The organism is Ottowia sp. (genome assembly GCF_047601385.1).
Lineage (GTDB): Bacteria > Pseudomonadota > Gammaproteobacteria > Burkholderiales > Burkholderiaceae_C > Ottowia.
The window spans coordinates 1221917-1233731 of sequence record NZ_JASGJP010000001.1 but is presented as its reverse complement, the minus strand read 5'-3'; the positions used below and the strand labels follow the sequence as shown (position 1 = coordinate 1233731).

12 protein-coding genes are annotated in these 11815 nt (G+C 71.7%); 4 read left to right on the top strand and 8 right to left on the bottom strand.

All coding sequences use genetic code 11. The annotated features are described in order from the left end of the window. The first annotated feature begins 61 nt into the window (after nt 1–61). Nucleotides 62–1120: an A/G-specific adenine glycosylase gene (mutY, locus tag QM772_RS05935; RefSeq protein WP_415139487.1), complete on the top strand. Its 1059-nt coding sequence runs from the start codon at nt 62–64 to the stop codon at nt 1118–1120. A 63-nt stretch (nt 1121–1183) separates the two neighbouring features. Here the strand turns inward: mutY and QM772_RS05930 are convergent, their stop codons facing one another. Then, entirely contained in the window at nt 1184–1957 is a 774-nt protein-coding gene (locus QM772_RS05930) for a ferredoxin--NADP reductase (protein ID WP_415134513.1), read from the bottom strand. 149 nt (nt 1958–2106) lie between these two features. Here QM772_RS05930 and QM772_RS05925 point away from each other — a divergent pair, with 149 nt between their 5' ends. Then, a complete protein-coding gene (locus QM772_RS05925; protein ID WP_415134512.1) occupies nt 2107–2937 on the top strand; it encodes a dienelactone hydrolase family protein in 831 nt (276 codons plus the stop codon). A gap of 54 nt (nt 2938–2991) precedes the next feature. Here the strand turns inward: QM772_RS05925 and recJ are convergent, their stop codons facing one another. Both recJ and QM772_RS05915 read right to left on the bottom strand, forming a co-directional pair. Then, on the bottom strand, nt 2992–4701 hold the full coding sequence (gene recJ / locus QM772_RS05920) for a single-stranded-DNA-specific exonuclease RecJ (RefSeq protein WP_415134511.1): 1710 nt from the start codon (nt 4699–4701) through the stop codon (nt 2992–2994). Further along, the gene (locus tag QM772_RS05915) at nt 4698–5648 is read right to left on the bottom strand and encodes a phosphoglycerate mutase (RefSeq protein ID WP_415134510.1); all 951 of its coding nucleotides are present in this window, start codon (nt 5646–5648) and stop codon (nt 4698–4700) included. Before QM772_RS05915 ends, recJ begins: the two co-directional genes overlap by 4 nt. A 54-nt stretch (nt 5649–5702) precedes the next feature. Here QM772_RS05915 and QM772_RS05910 point away from each other — a divergent pair, with 54 nt between their 5' ends. Together QM772_RS05910 and lolD are read left to right on the top strand one after the other, a co-directional pair. Next, nucleotides 5703–6971, top strand: coding sequence for a lipoprotein-releasing ABC transporter permease subunit (locus QM772_RS05910; RefSeq protein ID WP_415134509.1), 1269 nt, complete (start codon nt 5703–5705; stop codon nt 6969–6971). After that, nucleotides 6964–7674, top strand: coding sequence for a lipoprotein-releasing ABC transporter ATP-binding protein LolD (gene lolD / locus QM772_RS05905; RefSeq protein WP_415134508.1), 711 nt, complete (start codon nt 6964–6966; stop codon nt 7672–7674). Before QM772_RS05910 ends, lolD begins: the two co-directional genes overlap by 8 nt. A gap of 15 nt (nt 7675–7689) precedes the next feature. Here lolD and aac(6') read toward each other — a convergent pair whose 3' ends face one another. From aac(6') to QM772_RS05880, 5 genes are all read right to left on the bottom strand, one after another. After that, complete coding sequence (gene aac(6') / locus QM772_RS05900; protein ID WP_415134507.1) at nt 7690–8151, bottom strand: aminoglycoside 6'-N-acetyltransferase; 462 nt, start codon at nt 8149–8151, stop codon at nt 7690–7692. Between the two features lie 45 nt (nt 8152–8196). Beyond that, the gene (locus QM772_RS05895; RefSeq protein ID WP_415134506.1) at nt 8197–8445 is read right to left on the bottom strand and encodes a hypothetical protein; all 249 of its coding nucleotides are present in this window, start codon (nt 8443–8445) and stop codon (nt 8197–8199) included. A gap of 202 nt (nt 8446–8647) precedes the next feature. Next, on the bottom strand, nt 8648–9742 hold the full coding sequence (locus QM772_RS05890; RefSeq protein ID WP_415134505.1) for a VWA domain-containing protein: 1095 nt from the start codon (nt 9740–9742) through the stop codon (nt 8648–8650). Nucleotides 9743–9769: 27 nt separating this feature from the next. Next, nucleotides 9770–10792, bottom strand: coding sequence for a DUF58 domain-containing protein (locus tag QM772_RS05885; protein ID WP_415139485.1), 1023 nt, complete (start codon nt 10790–10792; stop codon nt 9770–9772). Next, a complete protein-coding gene (locus tag QM772_RS05880; protein ID WP_415134504.1) occupies nt 10792–11811 on the bottom strand; it encodes an AAA family ATPase in 1020 nt (339 codons plus the stop codon). Before QM772_RS05880 ends, QM772_RS05885 begins: the two co-directional genes overlap by 1 nt. Nucleotides 11812–11815: the final 4 nt, after the last annotated feature.

Genomic DNA, 11815 nt, shown 5'->3' with positions numbered 1-11815 from the left:
CGGCGCCCGGCCGCCCGAAGCCGCCCGCACCGCAGCGCGCCAGCGCGAAGGTGCCTCATCGATCGATACCGGCTGGTTTTCCGCCCGCATCATCGACTGGCAGCGGCGGCACGGCCGCCACGGCCTGCCGTGGCAGGCCACACATGACCCCTACCGCGTGTGGCTCTCCGAGATCATGCTGCAGCAGACGCAGGTAGCGACGGTGCTGGACTACTACCCGCGCTTCCTGGCGCGCTTCCCCGACGTGGCCAGCCTGGCCGCGGGCGCGCAGGACGAGGTGCTGGCGCTGTGGAGCGGGCTGGGCTACTACGCGCGCGCGCGCAACCTGCACGCCTGCGCGCAGCAGGTGGTGGCGCGCTTCGGCGGCCGCTTCCCGCGCACCGCCGCCGAGCTGCAAAGCCTGCCGGGCATCGGCCGCTCCACGGCCGCGGCCATCGCCGCCTTCTGCTTCGGCGAGCGCGCGGCCATCCTGGACGGCAACGTCAAGCGCGTGCTGACGCGCGCCTTCGGCATCGACGACGACCTCGGCGTCGCGGCCAACGAACGTGCGTTGTGGGCGCGCGCCGAGAGCCTGCTGCCGGCCGGCGATGCCGGGCGGCTGATGCCCGCCTACACGCAGGGCCTGATGGACCTGGGCGCCACTGTCTGCACGCAGCGCCGCCCGGCCTGCACCGTGTGTCCGCTGGTGGACCGCTGCGTCGCCGCGCGCGAGGGCCAGCCCGCGCGCTACCCGGTCAAGACGCGGCGCCTGGCGCGCAGCCGGCTGGCGCTGTGGCTGCTGCACGCCACCGATGGCGATGGCCGCGTCTGGCTGGCGCAGCGGCCCGCCACCGGCATCTGGGCGCGGCTGTTCGCGCTGCCGCAGTACGACGGCGGCGAGGCGCTGATGCGGGACCTGCCCGAGGCGGCGCGGGCGGCGGCGGTGGCGCACGCGCCGTTCACCCACGTGCTGACCCACCGCGACCTGGACATCCACGTGGTCAGCGCCCGCCTGCCGCGCGGCGCGCGGCCCCCTGGCGACGGCCGCTGGTACGCACCGGCGGCATGGCCCGCGCTGGGACTGCCGGCGCCGGTGCGGCGCTTTCTGGAGCGGCAGCCCCAATATACTCCCGTGGAGTAACGATCCCCAGCGCTTGCCAGATGTGCGCTAGAGCGTGCTACTGATGGGGAGTATATGGCTGGATCACTGCTCCACGAACGCCCGCTCCACCACGAAGTCGCCCGGCGTGGTGGTGTTGCCCTCGTTGAAGCCGCGCTTTTCCAGCACGTCCTTGATCGACTTCAGCATCTGCGGGCTGCCGCACAGCATCACGCGGTCGACCTGCGGGTTCAGCTCGGGCACGCCCAGGTCGCGCGCCATCTGGCCGCTCTCGATCAGGTCGGGGATGCGGCCCTGGGTGGCGAAGGGCTCGCGCGTGACCGTGGGGTAGTACCTGAGCTGCCGGCGCGCCATCTCGCCCAGGAACTCGTGCTCGGGCAGTTCCCTGGTGATGAAGTCGCGGTAGGCCAGTTCGCTGGCCAGGCGGCAGCCGTGCACCAGGATCACCTCCTCGAATTTCTCGTAGGTGTCGGGGTCGCGGATCAGGCTCATGAACGGCGCCAGCCCGGTGCCGGTGGCGAACATGTACAGGCGCTTGCCGGGCAGCAGGTAGTCGATCAGCAGCGTGCCGGTGGGCTTGTGGCCGACGATGATGCTGTCGCCCGGCTGGATGTGCTGCAAGCGGCTGGTCAGCGGGCCGTCCTGCACCTTGATGCTGAGGAACTCCAGCGTCTCCTGGTAGTTGGGGCTGACGATGGAGTAGGCGCGCAGCAGCGGCTTGCCGCCCACGCGCAGGCCGATCATGGTGAAGTGCCCGTTCGAGAAGCGCAGGCTGTCGCTGCGCGTGGTGGTGAAGGAGAACAGGCGGTCGGTCCAGTGGTGGACGGAGAGGACTTTTTCGTCGTCGAAGGCGGCCATGGCTCTTGAGGGTCGAGGCGCGCGGCGGCACCTGCGGCTAGTGGAAACGCCGAATTGTCGCCCAGTCGTTATAGCCGGCGAGAATAGTCATATGGGGTCGCGCGCGGACTGCGCGACCCGGCTACACCCGGCGCGGGAGAGGAACGACCATGCAATTGCGACGACTATGGACTGCCCTGGCGCTCGGCGCCGCCCTGATGCCCGCGCTGGCGCAGGATCTGCGGACGCAGCTGGCGCCGCCGCTCGACCTGAAGCCCGTGGCGTTCGCCAGCGAGGCGAAGGAATCCATCGGCATGTTCACCGACGTCGCCAACGCGGTATTCAAGCCGGCCGGCGAGGGGCCGTTCCCGGCCGTGGTGCTGATGCACACCTGCGGCGGCCTGAAAGGCGCGCCCAACGCCCACATGAAGCAGCACGCGCAGACGCTGCTGGCCGCCGGCCACGTGGTGCTGGTGGTGGACAGTTTCGGCCCGCGCGGCTTCGACAACTGCGCCGCCCGCATGCCGGGCACGTCCACCGGCATCGCCGACGCCTACGCGGCGCTGGCCCACCTGGCGGCCCGGCCGTTCGTCGACAAGGCGCGCATCTACCAGGCGGGGTACAGCTGGGGCGCGTTCATGTCGGCCTTCCTGGCCTCGCCGCAGAGCGCGCGGCTGGCGGGCTCCGATCTGCGCTTCGCCGCCACGGTGGCCCACTACGGCAGCTGCGCCATCAACGAGAGCGTGCTGGTGCTCAAGGACATCGACCGCCCGCTGCTGCTGCTGATGGGCGGGCGCGACGCCGAGGTGCCGCCCGCGCCCTGCTTCCCGCTGCTGGAGGAGCTGAAGGCGGCCGGCAAGCCGGTGCAATGGCACGTGTTTCCCGAGGCCACGCACGGCTGGGACAAGCCCGGCCTGGCCTCGCGCGGCTACGTGTACGACGCGCAGGTCACCAAGGACGCCACCGCGCGCATGATCGCCTTCATCGCCGAGGCGCGCTGAACCGCTTCCTTATCGATAGCTGCCAGCGATTGTCTGGCGGGCGCTGGAGGCCGATCAGGTTTGTAACCCCTCGACCAGCAGCCGCACCCGCCGCACGCCCTGCCACTCGTCGGCCTCCAGGCGGAAGGCCAGGTGCGCGCGGGCGGGCAGCGGCTCGGTGTGGCCGAACCAGATGCCGTCCACCGGCTGGCCCTGGTGGCGCAGCTTCAGCGCCAGGTGCTTCTCGCCCACCAGGCGCTGGCTGAGCACCTCGACCTCCTCGCTGAACACGGGCGGCGCGAAGCCCTGGCCCCAGACGGCGGCGTGCAGCGTGTCCACCACGTCGGCGCGGCGGTATTCGGGCGGCAGCGGACCGTCGGTTTCCAGCCGGCGGGTGAGGGTGGCCTCGTCCAGCCATTCGGCGGCGACCTGGCGCAGCGCCTGCTCGAAGGTGTCGAACCGTTCCTCGGCGATGGTGCAGCCGGCCGCCATCGCGTGGCCGCCGAACTTCAGCAGCACGCCGGGGTGGCGCTTGGCCACCAGGTCCAGCGCGTCGCGCAGGTGAAAGCCCGCGATCGAGCGGCCGGAGCCCTTCAGCTCGTGCCCGCGCCCGGGCGCGCCGCTGGGGGCGAAGACGAAGGTGGGGCGGTGCAGCCGGTCCTTCAGGCGCGAGGCGACGATGCCGACCACGCCTTCGTGGAAGTCGGGGTCGAACAGCGCCAGCGCCGGGGGGGCTGCTTCATCGGGGTCGAACAGCCCCTCGGCGATCTGCAGGGCCTGCTCGCGCATGCCGCCCTCGATCTCGCGCCGCTCGCGGTTGATGCCGTCGAGCGTGCGCGCCAGCTCGTCGGCGCGCGCGGCGTCGTCGGTCAGCAGCAGCTCGATGCCCAGCGTCATGTCGGCCAGGCGGCCGGCGGCGTTGATGCGCGGGCCGAGGGCGAAGCCGAAGTCGAAGGTGGTGGCGCGCCGCGCGTCGCGCCCGGCGACGGCGAACAACGCCGCCAGGCCGGCCGGCATCTGCCCGGCGCGGATGCGCCTGAGGCCCTGCGCGACCAGGCGGCGGTTGTTGGCGTCGAGCCGCACCACGTCGGCCACGGTGCCGAGAGCGACCAAGGGCAGCAGTGTGTCTAGCTTCGGTTGATTGGCCTGGCTGAACACGCCGCGTGCGCGCAGCTCGGCGCGCAGCGCCATGAGCACGTAGAACACCACGCCCACGCCGGCGAGCGACTTGCTGGGGAAGTCGCAGCCCGGCTGGTTGGGGTTGACCGTGGCGTCGGCCTCAGGCAGTTCGTCGCCAGGCAGGTGGTGGTCGGTGACCAGCACCTTCAGCCCCAGGGCGCGGGCGCGCGCCACGCCCTCGACGCTGGCGATGCCGTTGTCCACCGTCACCAGCAGGTCGGCGCCGCGCGCGGCCACGCGCTCGGCGATGGGCGGGGTCAGGCCGTAGCCATCGACCACGCGGTCGGGCACCACGTAATCGACCTGCGCGGCGCCCAGCAGCGCCAAGCCGCGCACGCCGACGGCGCAGGCGGTGGCGCCGTCGCAGTCGTAGTCGGCCACGAAGCAGATGCGCCGGCGCGCGGCGATGGCGTCGGCCAGCAGCGCGGCGGCGGCCTGCGCGCCCTTCAGCTGCGCGGGCGGCAGCAGGCGCGCCAGGTCGTCCTGCAATTCATCGGCAGCCAGCACGCCGCGGGCGGCGAACAGGCGCGCCAGCAGCGGGTGCACGCCGGCCTGCTCCAGCGCCCAGGCGGCGCGGGGGGGAACGTCTCTGACTACTATTTTCATAGCTGCTGGCGCACGTCCAGCAAGCGCTGGGGGCTTAAAAGGCTTGAAATCCGGGCGCTCAGGCCGCGCGCGGGCGCGAAGCCGATGGCGCGGCGCGGGCCGCACAGGGTGAGGCGCGCGTCGCCGCCGCCGTCGAGCACGCGGCGCAGTTGCGCCACGCTGCCGGCGTCGATGGCCTGCCAGGCGCGGGCGTAGTCGTCGGCGGTGCTGTCCAGCGGCAGCTGGGCCAGGCGCGGCTCCACCAGCACGTGCGGCGCGGGCGGCAGCGGCGCGTCGAGCTGGCCGGCGCCGGCGATCCACAGCGCGTTGACGAGCCAGCGGCGCTCGCGTTCGCGCGCCTCGTTGACGGGGTGGTGGTAGAGCAGCATCTGCACCTCCGTTTGCAGGCGGCGCAGGTGGGCGCTCTGCGCGGCGGTGGGGGCCAGCGCCAGCACCTCGCGCGTCAGCGGGCGCTGCACGGCGCGGTCCATCGACCAGGTGACGAGGCCGCGCAGCAGCTCGCCCTGCGCCAGCCAGGCCTCGGGCGCCGCGTAGCGCAGCGCCACGCCGTCCTCGGCCAGCAGCGGTTGCACGGCGGCCAGCAGGGCGCGTGATTCGTCCTCCGTCAGCGCCAGCGCGGCGGGATCGACCAGGGTCACGTGGTCCAGCCCCAGCTGCCAGTGGCAGGGCTTGAGCCAGGCGCAGGGCGTGCCGACGGTGCCGGACTCGAACGCCGCCCAGGGCTGGCGGCCGGGCTCGCCGGGCAAGCGGTTGGCGCGGGCTAGGGCGGCCTCGAAAGGGGTGATGGGGCTGTCTTCGTCCACCTCGATGGCGTCCACGCGGCGCAGGCGGGCCAGCAGCGCGTCCAAGGCGGGCAGCGAGGGCAGAGCAGGGAGCGGGGCGCCCTCAGGCAGCGGCGGCACGGCGTCGGGGATCAGCAGGTGAAGCGGCTCGGGCGCGGAGGGCATGGCGGTATTGTCCAGGATGCCACAATGCCGGCCGGATAGTTCACCGACCACCTGATGCCCCTGTCCCAGCGATTGCCCTACGAAATGCTGCTCGGCTGGCGCTACACGCGCGCCGGGCGGGCGACGCGGCGCAACGGCTTCATCTCCTTCATCTCGGCGGCGTCGATGCTGGGCATCGCGCTGGGCGTGGCGGCGCTGATCATCGTGCTGAGCGTGATGAACGGCTTTCAGAAGGACGTGACGGGGCGCATGCTCAGCGTGATCTCGCATGTTGAGGTGTTCTCGCCCGACGGCGGCGCGCTGCCCGACCCGCAGCGCACCCTGGCCGAGGTGCGCGCCAACCCCGAGGTGGTGGGCGCCGCGCCCTTCATCGGCGCGCAGGCGCTGCTGGCGCGCGGCGAGGCCATGCAGGGCGCCATCGTGCGCGGCATCGACCCGGCGCTGGAAGTCGGCGTGACCGACATCGCCGCGCAGATGAAGGACACGCTGCTGCCCAGGCTGGTGCCGGGCAGCTTCGGCATCCTGCTGGGCAGCGACCTGGCGCGCAAGCTGGGCGTGGGCGAGGGCGACCAGGTCACGCTGATCGCGCCCAGCGGCCAGGTCACGCCCGCCGGCGTGGTGCCGCGCCTCAAGCAGATGACGGTGCTGGGCACCTTCAGCAGCGGCCACTACGAATACGACTCGGCCCTGGCGCTGCTGCACATGGAGGACGCCGGCCGCATCTTCCGCCTGGAGGGACCCACCGGCATCCGCCTGAAGCTGCGCGACATGAACCAGGCGCGCGCGGTGGCCGACCAGCTGGCCGGCACGCTGTCGGGCCAGCTGCTGATCCTGGACTGGACGCGCCAGAACCGCACCTGGTTCGCCGCCGTGCAGCTGGAGAAGCGCATGATGTTCATCATCCTCACGCTCATCGTCGCCGTGGCCGCCTTCAATCTGGTCAGCACGCTGGTGATGACGGTGCAGGACAAGCGCGCCGACATCGCCATCCTGCGCACGCTGGGCGCCAGCCCGGCCAGCATCATGAAGGTGTTCATGGTGCAGGGCGCGCTGGTGGGCGTGATCGGTACGCTGGCGGGGCTGGCGCTCGGGTTGCTGGTCGCCTTCAACATCGACGTCATCGTGCCGTTCCTGGAGCGCCTGTTCCACGCCAGCTTCCTGCCCAAGGACGTGTACCTCATCAGCCAGATGCCGAGCGACCCGCAGGCGGGCGACGTGGTGCCCATCGGCGTGATCTCGCTGCTGCTGGCGTTCGTTGCCACCATCTACCCCAGTTGGCGCGCCAGCCGCGTCAACCCCGCCGAGGCGCTGCGCTATGAATGAGATAGCTGCCGGCGCGCACCAGGCGGGCGTCAGGACCGTATTGGAGTCCGAAAACCTGAGCAAGCGCTTCCACGAAGGCCCGCTCGACGTGACCGTGCTGCAAGGCGTGGACCTGACGGTGTCGGCCGGCGAGACGCTGGCCATCGTCGGCCAGTCGGGCTCCGGCAAGAGCACGCTGCTGCACCTGCTCGGCGGGCTGGATGCGCCCACCGGCGGCCGCGTGCGGCTGATGGGGCAGGACTTCTCCGGCCTGTCGCCCGCCGCGCAAGGCGAACTGCGCAACCGGCACCTGGGCTTCGTCTACCAGTTCCACCACCTGCTGCCCGAATTCAGCGCGTTGGAGAACGTCGCCATGCCGCTGTGGATCCGCCGCACGCCGCGCCCCGAGGCGGCGCAGGTGGCGCAGCGCATGCTGGCCCTGGTCGGCCTGGCCGAGCGCGTGCACCACCGGCCGTCCGAGCTGTCCGGTGGCGAGCGCCAGCGCGTGGCTATCGCCCGCGCCCTGGTCACGCAGCCGGCCTGCGTGCTGGCCGACGAGCCCACCGGCAACCTCGACCGCGCCACCGCCGACGGCGTGTTCGGCTTGATGCTGGAGCTAGCCCGCAACCACGGCACCGCCTTCGTGCTGGTCACGCACGACGACCAGTTGGCCGCGCGCTGCGGTCGCATGCTGCGGCTGGTGCAGGGTCGGCTGTCGCCTTGACGCGTGGCGGTTGCCTCAGGCGCCTGGCCGCGGCGGCAGCGCCATGCTGAAGCAGACCACGCGTTCGGTCTCCTTGAAACCCAGCCCCAGGTGCGCGGCCTGGCCCAGGGTGTTTTCCAGTCGCGCGTCCGAAGCAAGCTCCACGCAGTCGCAGCCCGCAGCCCACTGCGCCACGGCCTCCACCAGGCGGCGCGCCACGCCCTGACCGCGCGCCGCCGGCGCGACGTACAGGCCTTCCAGGAACGCGACCGGTGAACTGCGCGTGCCATTCACGTACTCGCTGCGGATCGACGCCTCGGCCAGGCCGACCGCCTGCTCGCCGGGCACGCGGGCGAGGAACTGCACGGACTGCGCCGGCCGCACCACCAGCCCCGCCATGTCCGCTCGATGCTCCGCCACGCTGCGGTGCGGCCACAGCGCGGTACGCAGGCGCAGCCAGTCGGCGTCGTCGATCGAGGAGATGGATTCGAGGTGCATGTGATCCATCCGCGTTCGCCGTGCCGCGCGCCACGGCGTGCCGCGCTAGGCGGACCGGCCGGCGGCCAGCGTGCGCCCGCTGACCATCCCGGACACTTCTACCTGGCCGCCCTCGTCGATGAGGTCGCCACGAACCATCCCGGCCACGCGGGCCGCCGCGCCCCGGCACACGGTCAGGTTGCCGTTGACCATCCCGCGCAGCACCAGCAGCCCGCCGGCCTTCACGGTGACGTTGCCGACGTACAGGCCGTGCATCTCGACCGGCTCGTCGATCTTCACGTCGCCCCGCACCATCCCGTGCTCGATCCGCATGTGCTTCCTTCCGTGGCTTGCCGCCGCCCATGGCGACGTTTGCTTTGTGCACTGTAGCAAGCTGCCGCAGCGGCGCTCTGCGGTTCAGCCGCCGGCCGGCCTGGCATTCAAGCCCTCTTTATCGGCTGCCTCATGGATTAAAGAAGGCTTTACTCAGGTCATCTTGCTGACGCGCTGAGCGGGGCTACAGCACCCGCCCGAACCACAGCAGCGACAGCCCGCCCGCCACCAGCGCCAGCAGCGCGCCGGCCAGCGCGAACAGGGCGGAGACCTCGGTCTCCTTTTTCTCCAGCGTCAGCCGGTTGCTCAGGCTCTGGTAGACCTTCTTCAGGTCCTGCGCGGTGCCGGCGTAGTAGTACTCGGCGGCGGTCTCGCGGGCGATCTGCTTGAGCGTGTCCTCGTCCAGCCGCACGCGCATGGACCAGCCCTCGAAGCCGATGGTCTCGCCGTCCACGGTGCCGATGCCCACGGTGTAGACCTTGACGCCGCGGTCGGCGGCCATCATCGCGGCTTCCAGCGGGTCGACGCCGGTGGTGCGCTGGCCGTCGGTCAGCATGATGATGGCGGCCGAGGTGTAGGAGCCCGGCGGCACGGGCACGAACTCATTTTGCTTGGGCGGCGCCTGGTCGAGCGAGCGGCCCATGTTGCCGCGCATGCGCTCCAGCCCGATCTGCTGCAGCTCGATGCCGGCCTTGGGGAAGATGGCGGCCAGCGAGATCACGATGGCGTTGCCGGTGGCGGTGGCGCGCTGCAGCTGGAAGCGGTCGATGGCGTTGACCAGGTCCTCGCGGTTCAGCGTGGGCTGCTGCGCCACCTGGGCCGAGCCGGCGAAGGCCACGATGCCCACCTTGACGTCGCGCGGCAGCTCGGCCAGGAAGGTCTTGGCCGCGTTCTGCGCCGCCACCAGGCGGTTGGGCTCGACGTCGGTGGCGCGCATGCTGCCCGACACGTCCATCGCCAGGATGATGGTCTGCTGGTTGGACGGCAGCGCCACCACGGCCACCGGGCGGGCGCTGGCCAGTAGCTCGCAGGCCAGCGCGGCCAGCAGCAGCAGCGGCGGGACGTGGCGCCGCCAGCCGGGACCACGGCCCAGCGCCTCCTTGACGATCGACAGACTGGCGTAGCGCACCGCCAGCTTCTTGCGGCGCCGCTGCACCCACAGGTAGAGCAGCACCAGCAGCGGCAGCGCCAGCAGCAGCCACAGAAACTGCGGCCACAGGAAGCTGGGCTGCGGCACGCCCGCAGGCCACTGGAGGAAGGCAGGCCAAGTGAGGTTCATGGTTCAGGCAGGCCCATTGTGGCGCGATCAGGCCTGCTTGCGAAGATGCGCGGGCAGGCCGCCGCCGGCCGCCAGGCGGGCGCGTTGCCTGCGCAGCTCGGTAAAGCGCAGGATGGCGCTGGCCAGATCGTCGTCGGTCGCCAGCTCCAGCGTGTCCACGCCGGCGCGCGCCAACGCTTCGCGCAGCTCGGCCTCGCGCTGCGCGGCCAGGGCGGCGAAGCGCTTGCGAAAGCCCGGATGGTGCGTGTCCACCAGCAGCTGCTCGCCCGATTCGGCGTCGCGCAGGGTGACCAGGCCCAGGTCGGGCAGCTCCAGCTCCAGCGGGTCCAGCAGGCGCACGGCCACCACCTCGTGCCGGGTGGCGAGCTGCGCCAGCGGCTTCTCCCAGCCCGGCTCGCTGATGAAGTCGGACACCACGAACAGCGTGGCGCGGCGGCGCACCACGTGGGCGGCGGCCTGCAGCAGGTCGGCCAGGCGGGTGGCCTGCGGGCCTGCGGGCGGGTGCTCGGCGCGCTGCGAGATGGCGTGCAGCAGGTGCAGCACGTGCTCACGGCTGGCGCGCGCGGGGATCATCTTTTCGACGCCGGCGCCGTACAGCAGGGCGCCGACGCGGTTGCCGTGGCGCGTCAGCAGCCGCGCCAGCACGGCGACGAACTCGGCCGAGACGCCGCGCTTGCGCTGCGCGCCGGAGCCGAAGTCCACCGACGCGCTCAGGTCCAGCAGGAACCAGGCCGCCATCTCGCGGTCTTCGGTGAACACGCGCACGTGCGGCGCCTGCATGCGCGCGGTGACGTTCCAGTCGATGTGGCGCACGTCGTCGTGCAGTTGGTATTCGCGCAGGTCCGCCAGGTCCAGCCCGGTGCCGCGCAGCAGGGTGCGGTAGTCGCCCATCAGCACGCCGTCGAGCCGGCGCAGCACCGTCCATTCGAGCCGGCGCAGCACCTGCTCGGCGCTGGGCGGCACGGACGGTGCCGCCGCTTTCGGCGTGGCGACGCCCGGCGCATTCGGCACCGCGTGCGGCAGGGGCTGCTGGCGGCGGAACCAGGGCATCACGCGGCCAGCTTCTCGTGTTGCAGCGGCCGCGCCGGCGGCGTGACCTTGGCCATGATGCGCAGCACCAATTGGTCGGCCGTCAGGCCCTCGGACAGCGCCTCGTAGGAGAGCACCAGGCGATGCCGCAGCACGTCGGGCACCAGGTCGCTCATGTCCTCGGGCAGCACGTAGGTGCGCCCGCGCATCATGGCCAGCGCGCGGGCGCCCTCGATCAGGCCGATGGTGGCGCGCGGGCTGGCGCCGAAGGTGATCATCGGCGCCAGCTCCTTCAGCCCCACGCCGGCCGGCGCGCGCGTGGCCGACACCAGCTTGACGGCGTACTGCATCAGCGCAGGGTCGCAGTACACGCGGCGGCAGTCGGCCTGCAAGGCCGCCAGCTGCGCCATGGTCGCCACCGGGCCGACGTCGATGCGCGGGCCGGTCACGCGCTCGGCGATGACGAACTCCTCCTCGTCGGTCGGGTAGTCCACCAGCACCTTCATCATGAAGCGGTCCACCTGCGCCTCGGGCAGGGGGTAGGTGCCCTCGGTCTCGATCGGGTTCTGCGTGGCCATCACCAGGAAGGGCTCGGGCACGAAGTGCGTCTGCCCGGCGATGGTGACCTGGCGCTCCTGCATCACCTCCAGCAGCGCGCTCTGCACCTTGGCGGGGGCGCGGTTGATCTCGTCGGCCAGCAGCAGGTGGGCGAACACCGGGCCGAGCGAGGTGGAGAACTCGCCCGTCTTCTGGTTGTAGATGCGCGTGCCCACCAGATCGGCCGGCACCAGGTCGGGCGTGAACTGGATGCGTTTGAATTGCCCTTGCAGCACGCTGGCCAGCGTCTTGACGGTGAGCGTCTTGGCCAGCCCCGGCACGCCCTCCACCAGCAGATGGCCGCCGGCCAGCAGGGCCACCATCACGCGCTCAAGAAAGCGATCCTGGCCCACCACCACGCGCTTGACCTGGTAGAGGATCTTCTCCATCAACTCGGCGGTGTCGGGGCTTTGCCGGAAGCGGGGGTCGGTGCTGTGGTCCATGCGG

What these genes read in the sequence shown, in the direction of transcription:
- QM772_RS05930 (WP_415134513.1), bottom strand. Translation starts at nt 1,957, where the DNA reads ATGGCCGCCTTCGACGACGAAAAAGTCCTCTCCGTCCACCACTGGACC.
- QM772_RS05925 (WP_415134512.1), top strand. Translation starts at nt 2,107, where the DNA reads ATGCAATTGCGACGACTATGGACTGCCCTGGCGCTCGGCGCCGCCCTG.
- recJ (WP_415134511.1), bottom strand. Translation starts at nt 4,701, where the DNA reads ATGAAAATAGTAGTCAGAGACGTTCCCCCCCGCGCCGCCTGGGCGCTG.
- QM772_RS05915 (WP_415134510.1), bottom strand. Translation starts at nt 5,648, where the DNA reads ATGCCCTCCGCGCCCGAGCCGCTTCACCTGCTGATCCCCGACGCCGTG.
- QM772_RS05910 (WP_415134509.1), top strand. Translation starts at nt 5,703, where the DNA reads ATGCCCCTGTCCCAGCGATTGCCCTACGAAATGCTGCTCGGCTGGCGC.
- lolD (WP_415134508.1), top strand. Translation starts at nt 6,964, where the DNA reads ATGAATGAGATAGCTGCCGGCGCGCACCAGGCGGGCGTCAGGACCGTA.
- QM772_RS05895 (WP_415134506.1), bottom strand. Translation starts at nt 8,445, where the DNA reads ATGGTGCGGGGCGACGTGAAGATCGACGAGCCGGTCGAGATGCACGGC.
- QM772_RS05890 (WP_415134505.1), bottom strand. Translation starts at nt 9,742, where the DNA reads ATGAACCTCACTTGGCCTGCCTTCCTCCAGTGGCCTGCGGGCGTGCCG.
- QM772_RS05885 (WP_415139485.1), bottom strand. Translation starts at nt 10,792, where the DNA reads ATGCCCTGGTTCCGCCGCCAGCAGCCCCTGCCGCACGCGGTGCCGAAT.
- QM772_RS05880 (WP_415134504.1), bottom strand. Translation starts at nt 11,811, where the DNA reads ATGGACCACAGCACCGACCCCCGCTTCCGGCAAAGCCCCGACACCGCC.